This window comes from Sphaerisporangium fuscum, assembly GCF_018531465.1.
GTDB lineage: Bacteria > Actinomycetota > Actinomycetes > Streptosporangiales > Streptosporangiaceae > Sphaerisporangium > Sphaerisporangium fuscum.
This window is the reverse complement of record NZ_JAHDTF010000001.1, coordinates 242,330-265,588: the sequence shown is the minus strand read 5'-3', so window position 1 is coordinate 265,588 and position 23,259 is coordinate 242,330. Positions and strand designations below refer to the sequence as shown.

17 protein-coding genes are annotated in these 23,259 nt (G+C 71.7%); 12 read left to right on the top strand and 5 right to left on the bottom strand.

Features of this window, described 5'->3' with window-relative positions; all coding sequences use genetic code 11:
- Positions 1-88: 88 nt before the first annotated feature.
- The gene (locus KIK05_RS01130; protein ID WP_214408581.1) at positions 89-1,237 is read right to left on the bottom strand and encodes a S1 family peptidase; all 1,149 of its coding nucleotides are present in this window, start codon (positions 1,235-1,237) and stop codon (positions 89-91) included.
- Positions 1,238-1,425: 188 nt separating this feature from the next.
- Between KIK05_RS01130 and KIK05_RS01125 the strand changes: the two genes are divergently transcribed.
- The 6 genes from KIK05_RS01125 (at position 1,426) to pgfA (KIK05_RS01105) (ending at position 11,747) form a co-directional block, all read left to right on the top strand.
- Complete coding sequence (locus KIK05_RS01125; RefSeq protein ID WP_214408580.1) at positions 1,426-2,988, top strand: MmpA family trehalose lipid delivery protein; 1,563 nt, start codon at positions 1,426-1,428, stop codon at positions 2,986-2,988.
- A 142-nt stretch (positions 2,989-3,130) separates the two neighbouring features.
- Complete coding sequence (locus tag KIK05_RS47890) at positions 3,131-3,262, top strand: hypothetical protein (RefSeq protein WP_284681162.1); 132 nt, start codon at positions 3,131-3,133, stop codon at positions 3,260-3,262.
- 214 nt (positions 3,263-3,476) lie between these two features.
- Entirely contained in the window at positions 3,477-4,709 is a 1,233-nt protein-coding gene (locus tag KIK05_RS01120) for a glycosyltransferase family 4 protein (RefSeq protein WP_308249683.1), read from the top strand.
- A 23-nt stretch (positions 4,710-4,732) separates the two neighbouring features.
- Positions 4,733-8,908, top strand: a complete 4,176-nt coding sequence (locus tag KIK05_RS01115; RefSeq protein WP_214408578.1) for an alpha-(1->3)-arabinofuranosyltransferase domain-containing protein — start codon at positions 4,733-4,735, stop codon at positions 8,906-8,908.
- Positions 8,909-8,913: 5 nt separating this feature from the next.
- On the top strand, positions 8,914-10,773 hold the full coding sequence (locus KIK05_RS01110; RefSeq protein WP_214408577.1) for a hypothetical protein: 1,860 nt from the start codon (positions 8,914-8,916) through the stop codon (positions 10,771-10,773).
- Positions 10,770-11,747 (top strand): cell envelope lipid trafficking protein PgfA, encoded by a 978-nt coding sequence (gene pgfA, locus KIK05_RS01105; protein WP_214408576.1) that lies wholly within the window; start codon positions 10,770-10,772, stop codon positions 11,745-11,747. Before KIK05_RS01110 ends, pgfA (KIK05_RS01105) begins: the two co-directional genes overlap by 4 nt.
- On the opposite strand, the gene KIK05_RS01100 is transcribed toward pgfA (KIK05_RS01105), so the two are convergent.
- Positions 11,688-12,428, bottom strand: a complete 741-nt coding sequence (locus KIK05_RS01100) for a class I SAM-dependent methyltransferase (protein ID WP_214408575.1) — start codon at positions 12,426-12,428, stop codon at positions 11,688-11,690. The genes pgfA (KIK05_RS01105) and KIK05_RS01100 overlap by 60 nt on opposite strands.
- 74 nt (positions 12,429-12,502) lie before the next feature.
- Here KIK05_RS01100 and KIK05_RS01095 point away from each other — a divergent pair, with 74 nt between their 5' ends.
- Positions 12,503-14,365, top strand: coding sequence for a glycosyltransferase family protein (locus KIK05_RS01095; RefSeq protein ID WP_214408574.1), 1,863 nt, complete (start codon positions 12,503-12,505; stop codon positions 14,363-14,365).
- 26 nt (positions 14,366-14,391) lie between these two features.
- On the opposite strand, the gene KIK05_RS01090 is transcribed toward KIK05_RS01095, so the two are convergent.
- On the bottom strand, positions 14,392-15,711 hold the full coding sequence (locus tag KIK05_RS01090) for an acyltransferase family protein (RefSeq protein WP_308249682.1): 1,320 nt from the start codon (positions 15,709-15,711) through the stop codon (positions 14,392-14,394).
- A gap of 138 nt (positions 15,712-15,849) precedes the next feature.
- Between KIK05_RS01090 and pgfA (KIK05_RS01085) the strand changes: the two genes are divergently transcribed.
- Genes pgfA (KIK05_RS01085) through dprE2 form a run of 4 tightly spaced genes read left to right on the top strand, consistent with a single transcriptional unit; the run spans position 15,850 to position 19,785 of the window.
- The gene (pgfA, locus tag KIK05_RS01085; protein WP_214408572.1) at positions 15,850-16,782 is read left to right on the top strand and encodes a cell envelope lipid trafficking protein PgfA; all 933 of its coding nucleotides are present in this window, start codon (positions 15,850-15,852) and stop codon (positions 16,780-16,782) included.
- Between the two features lie 29 nt (positions 16,783-16,811).
- Positions 16,812-17,708 carry a decaprenyl-phosphate phosphoribosyltransferase gene (locus KIK05_RS01080; RefSeq protein ID WP_308249681.1) on the top strand — a complete coding sequence of 299 codons (897 nt, stop codon included), beginning with the start codon at positions 16,812-16,814 and terminating at the stop codon, positions 17,706-17,708.
- Positions 17,705-19,039 (top strand): decaprenylphosphoryl-beta-D-ribose oxidase, encoded by a 1,335-nt coding sequence (gene dprE1, locus KIK05_RS01075; RefSeq protein WP_214408571.1) that lies wholly within the window; start codon positions 17,705-17,707, stop codon positions 19,037-19,039. The genes KIK05_RS01080 and dprE1 overlap by 4 nt, the downstream gene beginning before the upstream one ends.
- Positions 19,036-19,785 (top strand): decaprenylphospho-beta-D-erythro-pentofuranosid-2-ulose 2-reductase, encoded by a 750-nt coding sequence (gene dprE2 / locus KIK05_RS01070; RefSeq protein WP_214408570.1) that lies wholly within the window; start codon positions 19,036-19,038, stop codon positions 19,783-19,785. Before dprE1 ends, dprE2 begins: the two co-directional genes overlap by 4 nt.
- 109 nt (positions 19,786-19,894) lie before the next feature.
- Here dprE2 and KIK05_RS01065 read toward each other — a convergent pair whose 3' ends face one another.
- Positions 19,895-20,851 (bottom strand): LysR family transcriptional regulator, encoded by a 957-nt coding sequence (locus KIK05_RS01065; RefSeq protein ID WP_214408569.1) that lies wholly within the window; start codon positions 20,849-20,851, stop codon positions 19,895-19,897.
- Between the two features lie 246 nt (positions 20,852-21,097).
- Between KIK05_RS01065 and KIK05_RS01060 the strand changes: the two genes are divergently transcribed.
- Entirely contained in the window at positions 21,098-22,210 is a 1,113-nt protein-coding gene (locus tag KIK05_RS01060; RefSeq protein WP_214408568.1) for an NAD(P)H-dependent flavin oxidoreductase, read from the top strand.
- 41 nt (positions 22,211-22,251) lie between these two features.
- Here KIK05_RS01060 and KIK05_RS01055 read toward each other — a convergent pair whose 3' ends face one another.
- A complete protein-coding gene (locus KIK05_RS01055; protein WP_214408567.1) occupies positions 22,252-23,079 on the bottom strand; it encodes an SGNH/GDSL hydrolase family protein in 828 nt (275 codons plus the stop codon).
- Positions 23,080-23,259 lie beyond the last annotated feature (180 nt).

Sequence of the window (23,259 nt, the reverse complement as noted above, 5' to 3'; positions counted from 1 at the left end):
CGCCCCGCGCCGCGGGGGTCTGGGGGGGGGCGGCCGGGGCCGGGGGGGGCCCGGCGGCGCCTGGGGGGTGTCACCTGAGCGGGTCCGATCAGCTGGTGACGAGGGTCAGGCCGTAGACCGAGAGGATCTCGTTGACCGGCTGGAAGAAGGTCGTGCCGCCGGAGGTGCAGTTGCCGGAGCCACCGGAGGTGACGCCCTGCGCCTGGGTGCCGGAGACGTAGGAGCCGCCGGAGTCACCGGGCTCGGCGCACACGTTGGTGCGGGTGACCTCGTACACCGTGCCCTGCTGGTAGGTGACGCTGGTGTTGCGCTGCTGGACGGTGCCGCAGTGCCAGCCGGTGGTGGAGCCGGCCCGGCAGATCGACGCGCCCACGTTGGCGACCGTGGAGCCGGTGACCCGCACGTTGCCGTACGAGATGATGTTCGTGGGCGTCCAGTTGCTGTTCACCGAAGCCCACGAGTAGTCGTTGGTGGGGAAGGAGTGGCCCTGGAAGGTGCCCATCGCGACCCTGTTGTAGCCGGTGAGGGAGCTGCCGACGGTCGCGCAGTGGCCGGCGCTGACGAAGCCGGGCGTGCTGCCCCTGCGCACCGAGAAGCCGACCGAGCAGCGGGCCGAGTTGTTGATGTAGTAGGCGTCGCCGCCCTGCACGTTGTAGAAGGTCTGCGGCTGCTCGTTGGTCGCCTCGACGCGCACCAGGGAGGCGTCGGCGCCGCTGGCGGCGATGAAGGCCTGGGCGTCGGCCGCGTTGGACGACTGGACGACCACGCTGTTGGTGCGCACGTCGACGAACCACACCGGCGTCGACTTGGGCGTCGCCTGGGCGGCGGCCTTGTCCAGGGCGGCCTTGGCGGCGTCGAGGCTCTTGAGGCTGTGCTTGACGACCTGCGTCTTCACGCCGGCGCCGGTGGCGGAGGCGGAGGCGTCCGTGGTCGCGACGGTCAGCGTGCTGGAGGTCGGGCCGCTGAGCCAGGAGCCGGCGTAGCTGTCGCCGAGCTTGGCGCTGTTCGTCGCCTCGAGCCCCTGGAAGCGGGCCTCGTTGAGCAGCCGGGACTCGGCCTGCTCCTTGGTGATGCCCAGGTCGCGCGACATCGCGTCGATCATGGCGGGGGCGGGCTGGGCGATGGCGGTACCGGTCGCGGCGGCGGGGGCGGGGTCGGCCATGGCGGGCGCGGCGACGAGGGTGAGGGCACTGATGGCAAGAGCGCATCCGGCGGTGACCGTGCGTCTGCGGAGCATTGGCTCTCCTCTTGTTGGGGGGTGCCGTCACCGTAACCGCGCTCCCGCCGGTCGCGGAGCTATCGTTTAGCCCCTATCGCCGCGTTATGGAACCACCTTCCACAGGCGGTGAAGCCGGCGCCGTTCGCGGCCGGTGACCTGGGCTGAGGGCGGTGGGATGGGCATGAGGGCCCACTAGCCTGTACGGCATGCCGGTGTCTTCCCGTTTCGCGCGGTCTGCTCCTGCCGTGCTCGGGTTGCTGCTCGGCGTGCTGGCGCTCGGGCCCGCGCTGGGGCCGGGGTTCGTCCTCAGGTACGACATGGTGTTCGTGCCGGATCCGCCACTTCGCTTCGACACCGGCGGGTTCCCCCGGGCTGTACCCAGCGACCAGGTCGTCGCGCTGCTGTCGTCGGTCGTCCCCGCCCAGGTGGTGCAGAAGGTGATCCTGCTCGGGATCTTCGTGCTCGCGGCGTCCGGAGCGGCCGCGTTGGTTCCCGCCCACAGGACGGGTGCCCGGCTGGCCGCCGCCGCGTTCTACGCCTGGAACGCCTATGTGGCCCAGCGGCTCCTCCTCGGACACTGGGCGCTCCTGCTGGGGTTCGCCGGACTGCCGTGGGCGGTGCGGGCCGCCGCCGGAGGAGGTGTCCGGCGGCTCGCGATCGCGTTGCTACCGGCGGCGGCCGGGGGGTTCCAGGCGATGCTCGTCACGGCGCTCACCGTGCTTCCCGTCGCGGCGCTGTCCTCCCGTACGCGGGACGAGCCGTCGAGGGGACGCGTCCGGGCCGTGGCGACGTGCGGTGCGGTGATCGTGGTGTACAGCCTTCCATGGCTGATCCCGGCCCTGCGCTCGGCGGCCGTGACCGATCCGGCCGGGGTGGGCGCCTTCGCGCCCAGGGCCGACGGGCCGTTCGGCACCCTGGGCAGCCTGGTCACGCTCGGCGGCATCTGGAACTCCGAGGCCGGCGTACCGGGCCAGGGCTCACTCGGGCTCGCCACGGTCCGCCTGATCCTCAGCGCCGTGGCCCTCGCGGGTTTCGCCCGGCTGCTCCGGCGAGGCTGGGGGAGCACCCCCGCGGAGTACGGGTGGGGGCTCGCCGGGGCGGCGCTCGCGGGGATGGGGGTGGCGTGTGCGGGGGCCTTCGCGACGGGGAGCCTGCGGAGCCTGATCGGGTGGTGGTCGGGGTTCGGGCCGCTGCGGGACGGTCAGCTGTACGTGGCTCCGCTCGCCCTGGCGCAGGCCGTCGGGTTCGCCGTCGTGGTGGCCGCCCTCGGCCGGACGGCGATCGCGGCGGCGGCCGTCCCTCTGCTGGCGCTCCCGACCTTCGCCCTCGGTGCCTTCGGCCGGCTGGGGACGGCGGAGTACCCGCGCGACTGGCGTGAGGTGCAGGCCATCGTGAACCACGATCCCGCCCCGGGGGCGCTGCTGACGCTGCCCTGGGGCGCCTACCGGGCGTTCTCCTGGAACGCGGGGAGGGTGGTGCTCGATCCGGCCGGCAAGTTGTTCTCGCGTCCGGTCCTGTGGAACGACAGCCTCGTGGTCGGTCTCCATGGCGGCGGCCGGATCGTGGTCGGCGGGGAGGACCCGCGGATCCGCAGGATCGGAGAACTGTTCGAAGGGGGCCGGTCACAGACGGGGGTGACGGGGATGCTCGGGCGGGAGGGGGTGCGGTACGTGCTGCTGCAGCGGGCTAACGAGAACGAGTTCTTGCCTCGCCTGCCGGGTGCTCACGCCGTCTTCGCGGGGGCTGAGCTGCTCTTGTTGCGGCTGTGAGCTGGATTGACCCTTGCCTTTGCCCCATACTGGACGGTAACTCTATTTATCACGGTTTGACCAAGGCTATGGCTTATGATCTGCATCACGTTCTAGTCTCGGCACACCGCGCGTTCGCAAGCTATGGAGGGAGAGGCATCTCATGTTGAAGGTGCTTGCTGCTCTGGCGATCGGGGCCGTCCTCGCCGGCGTCGCGTCGGTGGCGGTAGTCAACGTGGCCTCGCCCACCCCCGAGCCCCCCAACAAGCCGCTGTACAACTACGGCTCCCGCTGATCGACAGCGGTCTTCGGTCCCATCCCTGATGGGTTCGCGTCAGCCGCACCACCGGCCGTAGTACGGGCCGGCCGGTGCGAGGGACGCCTCATGACGCATGGAGCCGATCTCGCCATGCGCTCTTTCAGGGTGCGCGGCCGATGGGCGACCGGTTCCTGGCGAGGGAAGCCGAGGGAAAGGGAAGAGTGTCGTGGTCGTACCCGGTGCCGCGAATGTGGGTAAGGCCCCGTTCGTCGTCGAGCGGCGCGGCCGGCTTCACGGCGCGCCCGGGACCGCGCAGCCCGAGCCGTCCCTCCAGGGGGTGCGCGTCGCCGTCCTGAACTTCCGCGAGCCGCTGCAGTCGGTCGCGGGCGGCGCCGAGGAGTACGCCTGGCAGGTCAGCCGCTACCTCGTGGGGCAGGGCGCCGCCGTCCACTTCGTGACCAGCCGCGAGCCCGGCCAGCCCAGGGCCGAGCGGCGCGACGACATCGAGCTGCGCCGCATGGGCAACAGGTACCTCGTCTACCTGCTGGTCCCGCTGTGGCTGCTGGCCCGCCGGCGCCGCTTCGACCTCGTGATCGACTCGATGAACGGCATCCCGTTCTTCTCCCCGCTCGTCGTGCGGCGGCGCACGACCGTGCTGGCGCTGGTGCACCACGTGCACGACCGGCAGTTCTACGCCTTCTTCCCGCGCTGGCTGGCCCGGATCGGATGCTTCATCGAGGGCCCGGTGTCCCGCCTGGTCTACCGGCGCCGCACCACGGTCACCGTGTCGGAGTCGTCCCTGGTCGAGCTGCGGGCGCGGCTGCGCTGGCTCGCGCCCATCGTCGTCATCCCGAACGGCAGCCCCGTCGCCAGGCCCGTCGCCGACATGGACGTCCCCGGCGACCCGGCCATCGTGTACCTCGGCCGGCTGGTCGGCCACAAGCACGTCGACCAGGTCGTCGACCTCGCGGCGGACCTCGCCCCGCAGTGGCCGGACCTCGCCGTGCACGTCGTCGGGCGCGGCCCCGAGTTCGAGCCGCTCGCGCGGCACGCCGAGGAGAGGGGCGTCACCGGCCGCGTCCACCTGCACGGCTATCTCGGCGAGCCGGAGAAGAACGCCGTCCTCGGCGCGGCCCTGCTGAACGTGACCGCCTCGGAGTTCGAGGGCTGGGGGCTGACCGTCATCGAGGCGGCGGCGCTCGGCGTCCCCACCGTGGCCTACGACGTCGCGGGGCTGCGCGACTCGGTCAACGACGGCGTCACCGGCTGGCTCGTCCGCGAGGGCGACACCCTCGCCGCCGTGGTCGAACGGGCTCTGAAGGAGCTGGCCGACCCGGTGCGCCGGGCGATGGTGAGCGCCGCCTGCCGTGCGTGGGCGAGGGAGTTCACCTGGGGGAAAACCGGCGCTAGCATGACTGGACTAATCACCTCAGAGCTCGCAGAACGCGGATCTGTCGTTCCCCCTCCCGGAGTAGCTCAGTGACCGTTGCCGGCTGGATTCGCCAGGTGGCACCCGCTGAACCGGACTCCTACAGCGGACGTTTCAGGCACAGGCTCCGGTTGTTCGCCGGATGCCTTCTCCTCGGGGCGATCGCCTTCAACACGGCGACCGAGAAGATCATCGCCGAGACCAAACTTGACATGGCGGTCGACCCGCTGAGGTTCCTCGGCCGGGCCCTGCACCTGTGGGACGACGCGTACTTCGGCCACCTGCAGAACCAGGCGTACGGCTACCTGTTCCCCATGGGACCGTTCTACGCGCTGTGGCTCGGGCTCGACATGCCCGCGTGGAACGTGCAGCGCCTGTGGATGTCGTTCGTCCTGTGCGCGGCCTTCGTCGGGGTCGTGCAGCTCGGCAGGGCGATGCGGATCGGCTCGGACAACACCCGCCTGCTCGCCGGGCTCGCGTACGCGCTGGCGCCGCACGCGCAGGCGCTGATCGGCATCAACTCCTCGGAGTTCCTGCCCAGCGCGATGCTGCCGTGGATCATGTTGCCGCTGGTCAGGGCCTCGACCGAGCCGATCTCCCCGCGCCGGGCGGCGGCGCTGTCGGCACTGGCGTTCCTGCTGTGCGGCGGGGTCAACGCCACCGCCGAGCTGGCCGCGCTGATCCCTCCCGCCATCTACCTGCTGACGCGAAGACCCGGCCCGCGCCGCCGCCGCCTGATGCTGTGGTGGGGCGCCGCGGTCACGGCGGTCTCACTGTGGTGGCTGGTGCCGCTGCTGGTGATGGGCCGCTACGTCTTCTCGTTCCTCCCCTTCATCGAGAACGCCGCGGCCACCACCAAGGTCACCTCGCTCACCAACATCCTGCGCGGCACCTCCAGCTGGCTGGCCTTCCTGTCGGTGGACGGCGAGCCGTGGATGGGGGTGGCCTACGACCAGGCGCTCAAGCCCTGGCTGATCGTCGTCACGGTGCTGCTCGCGGGTCTCGGCCTCGCCGGGCTGGCCCTGCGCGGCCTGCCCGAGCGGACGTTCCTGCTGATCACCGTGCTGGTGGGGGTCGCCGTCGTGGCGGCCGGTCACACCAGTGCCATCGCCGGCCCGGCCACCGGCCCGATGCAGCAGTTGCTGGACGGCGCCCTGTCCGCGCTGCGCAACCTGCACAAGTTCGACGCGCTGATCCGGCTCCCGGTGGTGCTCGGCCTCGCCGGTCTGCTCACCATGGCCAGGGCCCGCCTGCGCAGGCCGCTGGCCGGGGCGGGAGGTCTGCTCGTCACGGCGACCTGCCTGCCGCTGCTGACCCAGGGCCTCGCCCCCTCCGGGGCGTTCGCGGACATCCCCGACTACTGGCGGCAGGCCACCACCTGGCTCGACGCCAACGCCGGTGACGGCATGGTGCTCGCCCTGCCCGGGTCCAAGCGCGGCGAGTACCTGTGGGGCCGTCCGCTGGACGAGCCGATGCAGCCGCTGCTGAAGGCCCGCTGGGCCACGCACACGATCGTGCCGTGGGGGTCGGCCGGGGTGACCCGGCTGCTGGCGGCGATCGACGACCGCTTCTCCTCCGGCCAGGGCTCCACCGGCCTCACCGCGACCCTGCGCCGCATCGGCGTGAAGTACCTCGTCGTCCGCAACGACCTCGACCGCCGCACCATAGGGACCGCCTGGCCGGCCCGCGTCCACCAGGCCCTGGAGGACTCTCCCGGCCTCACTCTGGCGCAGAGCTTCGGTCCCGGCATCGGCGTCTTCCAGAACCGGACGGCGTCCGGCTGGGTGGACCAGCCGTACCACGCCCTGGAGGTCTACCGCGTGGAGGGCGCCGGCCCGCTGGTCGGCACCGTGCCCGCCCAGCGGCCGCTGCGGGTGGGCGGCGGCCCGGAGGCGATGCTGGACCTGGCCGAGCAGGGACTGCTGACGGACGACCGTCCCGTCATCCTCGGCGACGACCCCGGCGCCCTGAAGATCCCGCCGTCCGACACGATCCTCACCGACACCCTGCGCAAGAGGGGAGTGGCCCTCAGCGACCTGCGGCAGGCCGCGAGCCAGACCCTCACCAAGGACGACCCCTCACCCGGCACCGACCTCACCGACCCCGCCTGGCAGACCTTCGAGACCACGGCGCAGGTGTACGGCATCGCGGGCGTGCGGGCCTCCTCCTCCGAGGCCGACGTCACCGCCATGTCCGGCTCCCGCGACCCGGGCCATCAGCCGTTCGCCGCCCTCGACGGTGACTACCGCACCAGCTGGCGCTCCACCGGGTGGAAGGGCTCGGTCGGCGAGTGGCTGGAGGTACGGCTCACCACCCCCATGCGCGTCCCGTACGTCATGCTCTCCCTGGAACAGGCGCAGACCGGTCCGCCGCCCGCCGAGGTGGCCGTCGAGACCGACGGCGGCACGCTGCCCCAGGCCGTCCGGCCCACCACCGATCCGCAGCGCCTCAGTGTGCCCGCCGGAGAGACGAGCAGGGTGCGCATTCGCGTCACCAAGCTGGCGTACGAGCCGAACAGCAAGCTCGGCAGCAGGGTCGGGATCAACGAGCTGCAGATCCCCGGCGTCAGGGCCGGGCGCACCATCGTCGTCCCCGAGCTGCCGAACGACCCCGACGGCGAGGCCACCGTCGCGTTCAGCAGGAACGGCAACGTGCCGGCGTGCATGCGCGGCTCGGCCGTGTGGGCGTGCGCCAACCGGCTGGAGGTGCTCGGCGAGGACGGCTACGGCTTCAACCGCGCCTTCGTCTCCAACGGCTCGGGCGAGCGGACGGTGACCGGCCAGGCCCTGCTCACCGACCGCACGGTGATCGAGAAGCTGACCACGCTGCCCGGCGACTCCCTGAAGGTCAGTTCGCCCTCGATCTACACCGACCATCCGGCCACCCTGGCGAGGTCGGCCTTCGACGGGGACCCGAAGACCGTCTGGTACGCCTACCCGCTGGACCGCAGGCCGACGCTCGACGTCGAGCTGGCCCGCCCGGTCACCATGTCCCGCGTCCGCTTCGTCTTCCCCGACGCCTACCAGGGGCCCGCCCCGGTGCACGTGACCCTGCGCGGGGACGGCGGCAGCCGCGAGGGCTGGGTGGGCGAGGACGGCTGGGTCGAGTTCCCGAAGATGCGCACCCGGAAGTTCACCATCGAGTTCAAGGCGCCGAGCTCCCGCTCCGTCGAGGTGAACGAGATCACCATCCCCGGGGTGCGGCCGCTCGGCAGCCTGTACGGCTACCAGCTGCGGCTCCCGTGCGGGTACGGGCCCACGCTGCGGGTCGACGACGTCCCGGTGCACACCGCGGTCGTCGCCGGCACCCTCAACGACCTGATCACCGGCAAGGCGGTGACGTACGAGAACTGTGACCGGGTCCACGTGGAGGAGGGGGAGACGCGGCTGTCGGTGTCCCCGCAGGACGCCTTCCGCGTCCAGACGGCGGTGGTCGTCACCGCCGGCGGCCGGCCCGCCCCCGCGGTGACGACCAGGCCCGTCAGGGTGGACGAATGGACCGACTCCGAGCGCCGGGTCCAGGTGAGCGCCGCCACCGCCGGCTACCTGCTCGTCAACGAGAACTTCAACGCCGGCTGGCACGCCTACGCGGGCGGGCGTGAGCTCACGCCGGCACGGCTCGACGGCTGGCGGCAGGCCTGGGCCCTGCCCGCGGGGACCTCCGGGACCGTCACCATCCGGTACCGTCCGGACGCCGTGTACCGGGCGGGCCTCGCGGCCGGCGCCGCCTGCGCCCTGCTGGTGGTGGCCGCCGCCGCGATCCCCGTCCGCCGACGCCGGGTGCTGCCCGTGTGCGGCCCCGCGGGCGTCAGGTTGCCGTGGCTGGCGCCGGTCGTGCCCGTGTACGGCTTCTGGATCGGCGGGTACGCCGGCCTGGGCGTGGTGACCGCGCTGTTCGCCGCGGCCGTCCTGCTCAGACGGTTCGCCTCGGCCCGGCACGCCCGCAGAGGGGTACTGGGGGCCGTCCTGCGGCTGGTCGGGTCCGCGCGGGCCGCGCTCGCCGCCTTCGCCCTTGCCGGGGTGAGCCTCGCGGCCGGCACGTACCTGCTGGGCGTCGAGAACACGGCCTGGGGGCAGCCGCTGAGCGACCTGGTGCCGCAGGTGCTGTGCCTGCCCCTGCTGGCGTTCCTGCTGGCCAACATCCCTGACGACCCGGCGGTGGCGCCGCTGCGCCTGCGGCCCGCGCCCCGCCCGGCCGTGCCGTCCGAGCTTCCCGAGACCGGCCGGGACAGTCGCCTTTCGGGAGTACCGTGACCGGGATGGTTACGGAGGAAACGGCATCACCCGGGCAGCCGAGGCTGCGCATCACCTTGCCGTCCGGCACGGTCGGCCGGCTCACGGCCTGGGGCGCCTTCCTCCGCCGCCACCGGGTCGGGCTCTGCGTCGCCGCCATGCTCGTCCTGCAGCTGTGGTGGCGGGCCGGGATCGTCGGGCAGGCGTTCTTCAAGGAGGACGACTTCGAGTTCGTCGCGCGGGCGGCCGAGCACGGCCTGTCGTGGGACTACCTGACCCGGGTGCACTACGGGCAGTTCATGCCGGTCGGGTTCGCGCTGGCCTGGGTGGTCTCCCGCGCCGCGCCCTACGACTGGGGAGTGGCGGCGGGCAGCGTGCTCGTGCTGTTCACCCTCTCGGGCCTCGCGGTCCACCGCATGCTCCGGGTGGTGTTCGGCGACCGGCCGGCCGTCCTGGTCCCGCTGGCGGTCTACCTGTTCGCGCCGTTCACCGTGCCGGTGCTCAGCTGGTGGTCGGCGTCGCTGAACCTCGTCCCGCTGCTGGTCGCGATCCCCATGGCGATCGCCGACCACGTGCGCCACCTCAGGGACGGCCGCCCGGTGCACGCGGTGGCTACGACGTTCTGGATCGTCGTCGCGCTCGGCTCGTTCCTCAAGGCGGCCGCGCTGCCGTTCCTGCTGTTCGGGCTCACGCTGGCGTACTTCTCCCAGGGCGCGGGAGTGCGCGGGGTGCTGCGCAGGCACGCGCCGCTGTGGGCGACCTACGGCGGGGTGCTGGTGGTGTACGCGGCGGGCTACCTCGCCGCGAGCCGCGGCGTCGCGAACCTCAGCGGGTGGCCGACCCTGTCCCAGGGCCTCGGCTTCGTCAGGCGGCTGCTGTTCGAGACCTTCCTCAGCGCGCTGCTCGGCGGGCCGTGGCGGTGGTTCCCCGGCCCCGACCGGGCCGTCGCGACCCCGCCCGCGATGCTCACCGGCCTGGCGGCGGTGCTGGCCGTCGCACTGCTGATCGCCACCGCGGTCTACCGGCGGCACGGCGTCCGCGCCTGGGCGCTGCTGCTGGGCTACCTTCTGCTGGCGGACGTCGCCCCCACCTACTACGGGCGCGTGCACATCCTCGGCGCCTTCCAGGGCCTGGAGACGAGGTACGTCGCCGACGCCGCCCCCGTGCTCGCCCTGGTCGTCGGCCTGGTGCTGCTGCCGCTCCGCGGCGAGACGCGGCCCTACCGCCGCAGGCCGCCCCGGGAGGCGGCCGCGGGCGCCGGCGGCCTGCTGCTCGGCGGCTTCGTGGTCGGCTCGCTCGCCTCCTCCGCCGCCTTCGCGGGCTACCTCGGCAACGCCGGCGTGCACGACTACCTGGCCACGGCGGCCGGGGCGCTGCGGGCGGCCCCGCCGGACGCGGTGGTCCTCGACCGGCCCGTCCCGCTGACGGTGGTGTCCCCCTCCTACGGCCCGTACGCCAGGACGTCCCGGCTGCTCGCCCCGCTCGCCTCCGACGACCAGCGGCGGCGCATGTACGCCCCGCCGCCGTACGCCAAGGCCCTGGTCTTCGACGACCAGGGCCACCTGCGCGAGGCCGAGGTCACCGGGAACCGCGTGCCCGCCCCCGGCGGCTGCTACCCGGCCGCCAACGGCGTGGTGGACGTGCCGCTCCCGCAGGCCGCCAGGCCCGGCGACGTCGTACGGCTCGGATACTCCGCCTCCAAGGACACCGGCGTGCGCGTCTACGCCGACGGCGGGATCACCCTCGTACGGCTCTCCGAGGGCCTCGGCCGGCTGCTGGTGCCCACCCGGGCCGGCATGGCGAAGGTGCAGATCGCGGGCATCGCGCCGGACGCGCGGGTGTGCTTCGGCGACGTGGCCGTGGGCGAGGCGGTGCCGGCGCCGTGACCAGGACCGATCTGCGGCAGACGGCCGCCCTCATCTGCGTCGGGGCCGGGGCGTTCCTGCTGACGCTGGTGCCGCTGCTGCGCGTCTACGTCTACGCCCAGGTGATTCGCACGCCGCTGGAGCAGTCGTCGGTCGTGCGGATGTACGCCCGGACGGCGACGTTCTTCGACCCGGCCACCATGCGGCTGCGAAACCGGCCCGTCGTGCTGACCCGCGTGCTCACCGGCGATGCCAAGGCCGGCAACGCCGACCGTGCCGTGTGGACCGAGTACAGCTCGCTCACCACCCTGGAAGGCGCGCGCATCGACTACGCGGAGCGCCGCGTGGCCTTCGACCGGCGCACCGGGGCGATCGTGAACTGCTGCGGCGAGTACGTCGACGACGACACCACGGTCCACCAGTCGGGGCTCGCCTTCCGCTGGCCGTTCGGCGCGGAGAAGCGCGCCTACGAGTACTTCGACCCCGAGCTCAGGCGGGCGGTGCCGATCGCCTACGACGGCACCGAGAAGGTCGCGGGCGTGCTGACCTACCGCTACAAGCAACAGACGCCGCCCGCCGAGCTGGAACGGCTCGCCACGCCGATCCCCGCCAAGGTGCTCGGCCTGCCGGGCAAACGGTCCTATCAGGTCAGCAGGTGGGGCCGGACCACGCGCACCATCTGGGTCGAGCCGGTCAGCGGCGTGCCGGTGAAGGCCGAGGAGGACATCAGGCAGAGCTTCCGCACCCCCGACGGCGTCGACCGGCTCGTGGCGCTGCGGGCCGACCTGCGCACCCCCGAGGAGGACGTCGCCGTCAGCGTGGGCGAGGCGTCGGCGTTCTCGTCGTGGAGCACCTGGATCCGGGTGGCGCTGCCGATCGCCGGAGGCATCGCGGGGCTCGGGCTGATCGGCGCCGGGATCTGGCTGCGTCGGCGCTCAGCGCCTGCGAAGGACCAGCAGGAGGTTCCACGTCACGACCTCGCGAACTCCGGGTAGGCGGACGACATGCCGGGCCCAGCGAGGGTGGTAGCGCGGAATGGCGTCGAGCAGCTCGGCGCCGTCCTGCCGGCGTGCCCACGCCAGCATCCGCGACACCGTCACGGCGTACATGCTCTCGCCGTAGACGTTCTTCGGCCGCTTCCCGTACCGCCGCTCGTACCGGCGGGCCGCACGGTGGCCGCCGAGGTAGTGCCAGGGGGAGGTCTCGTGGCCGCCCCACGGCGAGTACCAGCTGGTGTACGACAGGTACACCAGCCCGCCCGGACGGGTCACCCTCACCATCTCCTCGGCCATGGTGACCGGGTCTGGTACGTGTTCCAGCACGTTGGAGGAGAAGCAGACGTCGACCGAGCCGGTCACGAGGGGCAGCCGCAGCGCGCTGCCGAGCACCGCGCCCTCGGGCATCGCGCCGTCGCGCATGCGCATCTCGCCGGCGTCGCAGTCGACGCACACGGTGCGCGCCCCCGCGGAGCGCAGCGCGTCGGCGAAGTAGCCGGGACCTCCGCCGACATCGACGACCAGGGCGCCGTCGAGCTCGGTGTAGGTGGACAGCTGGGCCACCGTGTCCCTGGCCAGAAGGCCGTAGAAGTAGTCGGGATCGCTCTGCTCGAGCCGGAAGGCGCTGAGCAGCCGGACCGAGCGCGCGAGGTCCGCGCGGAACGCCTCGTGGGTCTCCACGCGGCGGAGCTTACACGGTATATAGAACGTGTTGCACCCAGGAGACGTGCCGGCGGAGCCGTGAAGGGGCTGAGATGACCGGAACCGAGGTCGAGCACGTGAGGCGTCCGGACACCATCGAGATCCGGATCCCCGCGCTGAAGCTCGGCCCCATCGTGCTCGCCGGGCTGACGCTGATCGCCGCCTCCCTGGCGGTCAAGATCAGCGTCATGTCGCACTCGTACTTCATCGAGGACGACTTCCTGTTCGTCGGCGACTCCTACGAGCACGGCCTGACCTGGGACTACCTCATGCGGGTGCACAAGGGGCACCTCATGCCCGGGGCGCTGGCCCTGGTGTGGGGGCTGTCGCGCCTGTCGCCGTACAACTGGGCCCTGGTGAACACCGTCATGCTCGCCATGCAGGCGGCCGCCTCGGCGGGGATGCTCTGGCTGCTGCGCCGCCTGTTCGGCGAGCGGCCCGGCATCCTGGTCCCCCTGGCGCTGTACCTGTTCGCGCCGCTCACCGTGCCGGCGCTCAGCTGGTGGTCGGCGGCGCTGAACGCCGTACCTCTGCAGGTGGCGATGGTGTTCTCCCTGGCGGCGCACGTGCGGTACCTGCGCACGGGGGCGGTACGCCACGCCTGGTGGGGGCTCGGCTGGGCGGTGTTCGGCATGGCCTTCTCCACCAAGGGCGTGTTCCTGCCGCTGGTGACCTTCGCCCTGACCACCGCCTACTTCGGGCAGAGGACGGGCTGGCTCCCCTCGATCATCGCCGAGCTGCGCCACCGCACCAAGGTGTGGGGGGCGTACGTGGTCGTGCTGGGGCTGTACGCGCTGGTCTACCTGCTCCAGCAGGGCACCGCGGGCGACGAGGGAGCAGGGACGCCCAAGCTGGACGTCAGCGTCGGGCTCGTCGGCTGGCTGCTCGGCAAGACCTTCCCCACCGGCGTCGTCGGCGGCCCGATGCGCTGGGGCGGCGTCGCGGCCACCGGCGGGCTCGCCGATCCGGCCCCGGTGATGGTGGCGGTGGCCTGGCTGGCGCTCGCCGCGGTGGTGGTCTTCACCATCCTGTTCCGCCGGCACGCCTGGCGGGCCTGGACGGTGGCCGCGCTGTACGTCATCGTCGCCGACACCGTCCCGACCATCCTCGCCCGCGGCAGGTACACCCCGCTGGTGGGCGCCGAGACCAGGTACGTCGCCGACGCGGCGCTGGTCTTCGCCATCTGCTTCGCCCTGTCCTCCCTGCCGCTCAAGGGGGAACAGGCCCCGTACCGCCGCCCCTGGCCCGACGTGATGCCGATGGTCACCGCCCTGGCCACGGTCGTCTTCCTGGTGCTGTCCATCGCGACGATCAACTCCTACTCCACGACCCTCGTCGCGGGCGACCGCGTGCGCCCGTACCTCGACAACGTGCGGGCGTCCCTGGCCAAGGCGCCGAAGAACGCGGAGATCTACACCCGCCCGGTCCCCGACTACGTCGTCATCCCCTGGAACGGCGAACGCCGCCTGAGCCACCACCTCCTGTCCCCCCTGGCCGACGAGGCCCTGAGAACCCGCATGCACACCCCAGGCCCCTCCGACAAGCCGTACGTCTTCGACGACTGGGGACATCTGGTGCCGGTGGATCACCTTTTTGGGTACTTCGACATGGTCAAGAACCGCAAGTGCTACCAGCTACGGTCGGGCGCCATCACTTTCCCGGCAGAGTCGGCGGGAGGCCCGGACGCGGTCGGGGCGGTGGGATACACCAGCCCGCGACCGGTATCCGTCGACGTGACCGTGGGGACTTTCACCCAGCGCCTCGACCTGCCGGCGTCCCCGGCCTTCCGGCTGTTCTTCTTCCCACACCCGGGCGTGGGCGCCGGTATGCGCGTCGCCCTGGCCACGCCGGGGGGAGAGGGCTTCTGCCTGAAGTCCGTCGCCTTCGGCGGCGCCATCCCCAAGTCGGCCCCCTGAGAAGAACCGGCGCGTCGAGTGCCGGCTTACGGCGCCGGTTCGAAGGGGGCTTCGGGAACGATGGAACCGGGCCTGGGGGAGACGTAGCGGACCAGGCGCCGGGCGGGTTCCTCGACGAAGCGGTAGGTCAGGTGGGCGATGAGCACACTGATCGCGGCCACCGGGACGAAGTTGAGCAGCAGGTCGCCGGTCCAGTTCTGCTGGCCGGTGAAGGCGTACCACACGTAGAGCACGACGAACTGCCAGAGGAACACCCCATAGGAGATCCGGCCGAGGTAGCTCATCACCCGGTTGCCCACCAGGGAGCGAACGAAGCCCGGTCCTTCGGGCTGCAGGGCCGCGGGGGCCACCAGGCAGAAGGCGACGATCGTGTAGAGGGCCAGTTCGAACAGGCCGGTCCACATGCCGTCGATGCCGAGGAAGCGCGCGCCGGTCACCGGGGTGGCCGCGATGACGTACGCCAGGCCCGCGATGAGCCACAGGGTGCCCGTGGATGCCTGGATGCCGTGGGTGAGGCGACGTGCCAAGCCGTCCTCCGCGCGGGCCCACACCGAGATGACCGCGATCATCATGCCGGGCACGAAGAAGGTCCAGGATCTCGGCAGCCAGATGTTCATCCAGGGCCGGTAGTCAGGGTGAAACTCGAAGATCGTGTAGACGTACGAGAGGGCGCCGAAGGCGGCAAGACCTGTGAGTAGCCGCTTGGCCCGCACTGCGACGCTCGTGGTGCCGGCCCGGGTGGCGTACGCGCGCAGCACCGCCGCCATGATGGGCAAGGTGAGGTAGAAGGCGACCTCGACGGACAGGCTCCACATCTGGGCCAGGCCCTTCGGGCCGAGGCCGAACCACCAGTGGCCGACGTCGTAGTTCTGGATCAGGAGAAGCATCTCGGCCCAGGTCCAGATGTCGCCCCGGTGACCTTCGGCCCACAGCAGCAGGGCCACGGACACCACCAGCCAGTAGGCGGGGATGATGCGGAAGAATCGCTTCCACAGGTAGTTCTTTGGGTCGGGGTCCGGGCGCGACTCCAACGTCGCCTGCGCCCAGGGCCGGTACAGGAGCAGGCCCGACAACGTGAAGAAGATAGGGACTCCGACCTCGCCGCGGGCGAGCAGTCCGCCCACGAAGCCGGTGCGCAGCGCCGTGCCGGTCTCGATGGAGACGTGGAACAGCAGAACGGCGAACGCGGCGATGGCGCGCACGCCGTCGAGGGATGCCTGGTGTCCGCCGATGGCCGGAAGGCCGTCGGACGGCGCAGGGGAGGCCGCGGTGTCCGTGGCCGCCTGAGGCCCGCTGCTCGGTGGAAAGTGATCGCGGGAGGTCTTCCTAGAACCTGTTTCGGTCACTTTTCAGCATCCCGTCGTGACGTAGCTCACCAGCCGCACTACCATAACGCCAAATAGAACCGTGTTTCAGGACATACGGCACATTTTCCGTCACCGTCACCCCTCACCCCGCCCCTGCGGGCAGTCCAGGAGGAGCGAATGCGCCGCGCCATCGGAGTCTTTCTGCTAGCCATCGGGGCGTTCCTCATCGTTCTGGCGCCGCTCGTCCGGTCCGTCGTCGCGGACAGGCTCATCGAGGCGCCCGCCGACCAGTACAACATCACCAACCTGACGGTCGACAACGGCCGGTACTTCAGCAAGAAGGACCTCAAGGTGATGTCCGGGCAGCTCGACATCACGGTGACGACGCGGGGGGACGTCGCAGGGGCCAAGGGCGACCAGGTCGTGTGGGACCAGTTCACCGTCGTGAACGACGTCACCAACGACAACCGCGGGCTGGACATGACGCAGTTCCGCAGTGCCTTCAACAGGTACAACGGCGTCGCGGTGAACTGCTGCGGAGCCAACATCGACAAGGAGCCCGTGCAGATCGAGGGCCAGGTCTTCCTGTGGCCGTTCGGGACCGAGAAGAAGACCTACAAGGTGTTCAACTCCAGCGCGCACGCGGCGTTCGACGCCCGGTTCGTCGGCGAGGACACGGTCAACGGGCTGCCGGTGTACAAGTTCCAGCAGGACGTGCCCGAGACCAAGATCGCGACGCTGACCGCTCCCGCGTCGGTGCTCGGCATGGACCAGGCCGGTGACGTGCAGGTCGACCGGTACTACACCGGCACCAACACCTTCTGGATCGAGCCGACCTCCGGCGCGCCGGTCAAGCAGGAGCAGCAGCGCCACGAGGTGCTGAAGACGACGGACGGCGTCGAGCGGCTCGTCGCCTTCGACGGCACCGCCAGGATGACCCCCGAGTCGGTCGGCGCCCTGGTCAAGAGCGCCACCGACGCCAAGACCCAGATCAACCTGCTGAGGAGCACGGCGCCGCTGGTGCTGCTCGTCATCGGGATCGTGGCCCTCGCGGCGGGCGCCGTCCTGATCATCGCCGGCCGGGGCGCGAGGACGGCCGCGGGGGAGTGACGTCCGGAGGTGCGGCTCTGCGGCCGCCGGTGGGTTCCCCGCCGGCGGCCCTGTCACCGTTACGGCGGCTCGCCGGGCTGGTCAGGGCATGCCGGCCCAGGCAGTGGCTGAAGAACGGCCTCGTTTTCACCGCCCCGGCCGCCGCGGGCGTGCTCGCCACCGGTACCGCCGTCGCCCATGCCGCGATCGCGTTCGCGGCGTTCTGCCTGGCGGCGAGCGGCAGCTACCTCCTCAACGACGCCGCCGACGTCGAGGCCGACCGGCTCCACCCCCGCAAGAGCCGCCGCCCCGTCGCCGCGGGTGAGGTGCCGGTCTGGCTGGCGCGCGTCACGGGGGTGGCGCTGATGCTCGCCGCCCCCGCCGTGGCGGCCCTGAGCGGCGGATGGAGGCTGCCCGCCGTCGTGGCCGGGTACCTCGCCCTGACCTTCTCCTACACCCTCTGGCTCAAGCACCAGGCCGTCGTCGACCTGGTCGCGGTCGCGGGTTGCCACGTCGTGCGCGCCTATGCCGGGGCCGTGGCGGTGGACGTGCCGGTGACCAGCTGGTTCCTCGTCGTCATCTCGCTCGGCTCGCTCCAGCTGGTGGCGGGGAAGCGGGAGGCCGAGCTGCGGGCCAGGGGCGCGAGCGGCACGCGGACGACCCTCGGCGCCTACACCCCCGCCTACCTGGCCAGTGTGCGGGCGATGACGTCCGCTGCGATGATCGTGACGTACTGTCTGTGGGCGCTGCAGGAGCACAATGGCACCGCGCTGACCTTCTACGCTTTGAGCATCGTGCCGTTCGTCCTCATCGTCCTGCGGCACGGCCTGCTGGTCGACGGAGGAGTGGGGGAGGAGCCGGAGGAGCTCGTGCTCACCGACCGCCCGCTGCAGGTCTTCGTCGCCGCCCTGCTGGCACTGCTGATCACGGGGATCTATCTGACATGACGGTCACCCAGCTGACCGGGTGGGGGCGTACGGCCCCGACGCGCGCCACACTGGCGCGTCCGGCCACGGTCGACGAACTGGCCGCCCTGGTGGCGACCGCGGGCCGGCGCGGCGTGATCGCGCGCGGGCTCGGGCGGTCGTACGGCGACGCGGCCCAGAACGCCGGCGGCCTCGTCCTCGACGGCACCGCCCTCACCGGCTGGACGTTCGACGAGCGGGACGGCACGGTGACGGCCCAGGCAGGGGTGAGCCTGCACGAGCTCATGCTGCGGCTGGTGCCGCGCGGCTGGTTCGTCCCGGTCACCCCCGGCACCCGGCACATCACCGTCGGCGGGGCGGTGGCGGCCGACGTCCACGGCAAGAACCACCACGTCGACTCCTCCTTCGGCGCGCACGTCCGCTCGCTGACCCTCGTCACCGCCGGCGGCGAGGTGCGGGTCCTGAGCCCGGCGGACGACCTGTTCTGGGCGACGGTCGGAGGCATGGGGCTCACCGGGGTGGTCGTGGAGGCGACGTTCGCCTGCGTCCCCGTCGAGACCTCCCGCATGCGGGTCGACATCGAGCGCACCCGCGACCTCGACCACACGCTCGAGGTGATGACCGCCACCGACGACGACTACCGCTACACCGTCGCCTGGATCGACCTGATGGCCCGGGGCGCGAGCATGGGGCGCAGCGTCCTGACCAGGGGCGACCACGCCCGCCGCGCGGATCTCCGTGGCAAGGGCGACCCGCTGGCGTTCGCCCCCGCGACCCGGCTGGCCGCGCCCGCGTGGGTGCCCGGCGGGCTGCTCAACCCGCTCACCGTCCGGGCCTTCAACGAGGTGTGGTATGCCAAGGCGCCCAAGGCGCGGCGCGGCGTCATCCAGGGGATCGCGCCGTTCTTCCATCCGCTCGACGGCGTCCGGGGCTGGAACCGCCTGTACGGCTCGCGGGGCTTCGTGCAGTACCAGTTCGTCGTCCCGTTCGGCCAGGAGGCCACGCTGCGGCGGGTCGTGGGACGGCTGTCGGCGCGGCGCGTGGCGTCGTTCCTGGCCGTCCTCAAGCGGTTCGGGCCGGGGACGCCGGGCATGCTGTCGTTCCCCCTGCCCGGGTGGACCCTGGCCCTCGACATCCCGGTCGCCGGGGACGGGCTGGCGCGGCTGCTGGACGAGTTCGACGAGTGGGTCGTGGCGGCGGGCGGCCGCCTCTACCTGGCCAAGGACTCGCGGATGTCCGCCGCGGTGGTGGAGGCGATGTACCCCGAGCTCGGCCGGTGGCGTAAGGTGCGCGACGCCGCCGATCCGCGCGGCGTGTTCCGCTCCGACCTCGCGAGGAGGCTGCGCCTGTGAAGAACGCCCTGGGCCAGGTCGACACGGTCCTGCTGCTCGGCGGGCGCAGCGAGATCGGCCTCGCGGTCGTCGAACGGCTGGTGCGCGCCGGCGCGACCCGGGTGATGCTGGCCGCCCGTGGCGGCACCGCGCCCGTCGGACGGCTCCAGGCGCTCGGTGCCGAGGTGCACGTCGCCGACTTCGACGCGGCCCTGCCCGAGACGCATCCGCGGCTCGTCCAGGAGGCGGTGGCCAAGCTGGGCGACCTCGACGTGGTGATCCCCGCGTTCGGCGTGCTCGGCAGCCAGGCGATCTACGACGCCGACCCGGTCGCGGCGGCCCGTGACGTGGCGGTCAACTACGGCGGGCACGTCTCGGTGGGCCTGGCCGCCGCGGCACGGCTGCGGGAGCAGGGGCACGGGACGCTGGTGGTGCTGTCGTCGGTGGCCGGGGTGCGGGTGCGCAGGGCGAACTTCGTCTACGGCTCGGCCAAGGCCGGCCTGGACGGCTTCGCGCAGGGGCTCGCCGACGCGCTGCACGGGTCGGGGGCGCGGGTCGTGGTCGTGCGGCCGGGCTTCGTGATCGGGCGGATGACGGCCGGCATGAAGCCGGCGCCGATGTCGGTGGGCGTCGACGCCGTGGCGGACGCGGTGATCGAGGGGCTCCGGTCGGGGCGGCAGACCATATGGGTGCCCGCCAGGCTGCGGGCCGTGTTCGCGGTGATGCGGATCCTTCCCCGCGCGGTATGGCGGCGGCTTCCTCGGTAGAACACGTTCTATCGGGCCTCGGCGGCGTGGTTACCGGCGAGTAGCAAAGATCTTCCCCAGCCCGTTACGAGAGATCGAACTGGAACACGTTCTACCTACGCGTGTGGGCTCAGCGGGCCGTTCCGTACTCGGGGTTGGCGCGCAGCCAGCGGGCGTAACGGACGCTTCGGCGGACGGCGTCGGCATGTGCCGCGCGGGCGTGCCTGGCGACCTCGGCCGCCGCGCGCGCGGCCTCGGCGTCGGCGTGCCAGCCGATCAGGTGCCGCCAGCGCAGCGGCGCCCCGGCCAGGGGCATCATGACGAGCCCGGCGGTCAGCTGGAACGTCGCCTGGCACAGGGCGACGGCCTTGCCGACCTTGACCAGGTGCAGCGAGGTGGCCACGTCGGTCTCGTAGATGGGTTGCGGGACGAAGCCCGCGCGGGAGCAGGCTCCGGCGAAACAGTCGGCGAAGCAGCCGTCCCCCGGGGTCGCGGCCCAGTGTTCCTCGGCGAGCGCCGAGAGCTTGAGCTCCTCCTCGCCGGCCAGCGGGTGGTCCTCGGGCAGCAGGACGAAGACGGGGTCGGTCCCGATGACGGTCCAGCTCATCGAATCGGCCTGCGGCGGAGGGCTGTCGCCGCAGGTGCCCACGAGCACGAAGTCGAGCCGTCCGGAGGCGGCCATCGAGATCAGCTCCCGCGCCCACCAGGAGGTGTGGGTGCTGACGGGGGTGGTGGGGTAGGTGGCGGTCAGGCGTTCCACCAGGCCGCCGAGGACCGGTCCGTGGGTTGCGCCGAGCCGGTAGCCGGGGATCGCCGCGGTGTTGGCGAACCGCACCGCCTCCTCCTGGAGTTCCTGCACGGCGGGCAGCAGCACGCGCGCCCGGGACAGGACGAGCTCGCCGAGGGGGGTGGGACGGGCGCCGGTGCGTCCGCGTTCGAAAAGCGGGCCGCCCAGCGAGCGTTCGATGCGTTTCAACTGCGCGGTGAGCGAGGGCTGGGCGAGGCCTAGGCGGGTGGCCGCCTTGGTGACGCTCCCGGCCTCGGCCACCGCGCGCACGATCTTGAGGTGACGAAGCTCCAGATCCATACCGGGAACGTACGACTGCGGTGTTATGGCCGCAATCCCGGTATGTCACGAAATCTGACGCATATTTGTCGGATCATGCCCACAACACCCCCTGGAGCCGAAGAAAGTTCGGGCATCTGGGGTTGAAACACGTTCTTTGTTGATCGACCGCGGTTGATCTCCTCGGCCCCCACGGCTCACGTAATAGAAGAAACATTCTGGATAGAACGCGTTGCAGCTGGATGATCGCGGTCGTACATTCGAGCCATGCGGACACGTGTCACCGACATGTTCGGGATCGAGTTCCCGATTTTCGCCTTCAGCCACTGCCGGGATGTCGTCGCCGCGGTCAGCCGCGCCGGGGGCATGGGGGTTCTGGGCGCTCTCTACTTCACCCCGGAAGAGCTCGAGACGGAGCTCAAGTGGATCGACGACCACGTCGACGGCAGGCCGTACGGCGTCGACGTCGTCATGCCCGCCTCCTACGCCGGAGCCGACCTCGGCGTCGACTCTCCCGAGGAGCTGGTCCAGCGGCTCCAGGGCATGATCCCGCAGCGGCACCGCCAGTGGCTCGACGACCTGCTGGCCAAGCACGACGTGCCGCCGCTCACCGGATCCGACCCCGGCAAGGTGCTCCTCGGCTGGACGGACGCGACCGCGCGTCCCCAGGTCGAGGTGGCGCTGAAGCATCCGATCGCGCTGCTCGCCAACGCCCTCGGCCCGCCCCCGGCCGACGTCGTCGCCCTCGCGCACGGCAAAGGGGTGAAGGTGGCCGCCCTGGCGTCCACCCCCCGTCATGCCGTCAAGCAGGTCGAGGTCGGCGTGGACGTCGTCGTCGCCCAGGGCACCGAGGCGGGCGGGCACACCGGCGAGATCTCCACGATGGTGCTGATCCCGCAGGTCGTCGACGCCGTCGACGTCCCGGTGCTGGCGGCCGGCGGCATCGGCACCGGCCGCCAGATGGCCGCCGGCATGGCCCTCGGGGCCGAGGGCGTGTGGACGGGCTCGGTGTGGCTCACGGTCGAGGAGGCGGACACGCCCGAGGCCGCCAAGCAGAAGATCCTGCGGGCCACCTCGCGCGACACCGTCCGTTCCCGCAGCTGGACGGGCAAGCCCGCGCGCCTGCTGAGGAACGCGTGGACCGAGGCCTGGGAGGCGGAGGACTCCCCGGGCACGCTCCCGATGCCGCTGCAGTTCATGCTGATCTCCCCGGCGCTGCGGCGGATCGCCCACTCCGACGCCGCCGAGCTGAGCACGTTCCCCGCCGGGCAGATCATCGGCACGATGAACCACGTCAAGTCCGCCAAGCAGGTGGTCTTCGACATGGTCGAGGAATACGTCGAGGCCATGGAGCGCCTGGACCGCATCACCCAGGACTGACCGCTCCCGGGCGGCCGGATCCCCGGCCGCCCGGGAGGCCGCTACGAGCTGACCTTGGCGAAGGTGTCGGCGATGTACCCGTAGCCGTGGGCCTTGGGCAGCCAGTTGCCGATCACGTTGGGCATCCAGGTGCGGGTCATCAGGTCCCAGACGTTGCGCGGCCAGTTGAACGGCGTGTCCTCGGTCCAGTCGTCACACCGCCAGTCGGCGCAGACGTCGGCGAGCTTGAACCCCCAGGCGCCGTAGTTGACCTTCATCTTCAGGTTGAGCGTGCCGCTGAGCAGCTGCGACTGCTTGGCCTGGTTCTTGCCGTCGTCGCTCAGCAGCCAGGCCGCCACCGCGGGGTTGTACCAGTTCATCCCCATCAGCCGGGTCCTGGCGCTCGCGGCCAGCTTGATGCCGCCGACGACCTGCGGCATGTAGAGCCCGGCCGAGGCCAGGCCCTTCAGCATGCAGCCGGTGTCCGCTCCCGTCGGGGTGATGCAGCCGTAGACCTCCTGGGCGCCGATGCTGATGGTCAGGTACTTCACCTTGGCGCCGTTCTTGCGGAGGAAGTTCCGCGCCGCGCCGAGCTGGGAGCCCGCGCCGTCGTAGCCGCACACCCCGCCGTACACGAACGACTTGGCGGTCTCCCCGACGCATCCCAGCTTGACGAGCCTGAGGTTCGGGTCGCTCTCCTTGAGCTTGGCGTACAGCTGGTCGGCGTAGCCCTCGTTCGTGGCCACGACGGCGTTGCCCTCGCCGACGGGCTGGGCGCCGGCGGCCAGCGAGTCGCCGAGCGCGAGATAGTAGGTCTCCTCCTCCGCGGCCTGGGCCGGGGTCGCGGCGGCGGATGCCAGCACGAGGGCTCCCAGGGTTGTAAGGATCATGCTGCGCCGGAGCATCGGTGTCCCTCCAGGTCGAAACCAAGCTACTGCTCGGTAGGGGTGCAGGGGATGCTAGCGCCGGGCGGCGGACCCGGATAGTCGAGATCCACACAAACGCTCACACCTGATTGCGCCACCTGTGATGAAGGACGACGCACCCCCGGCGTGCCCCGCCGGGTGGCG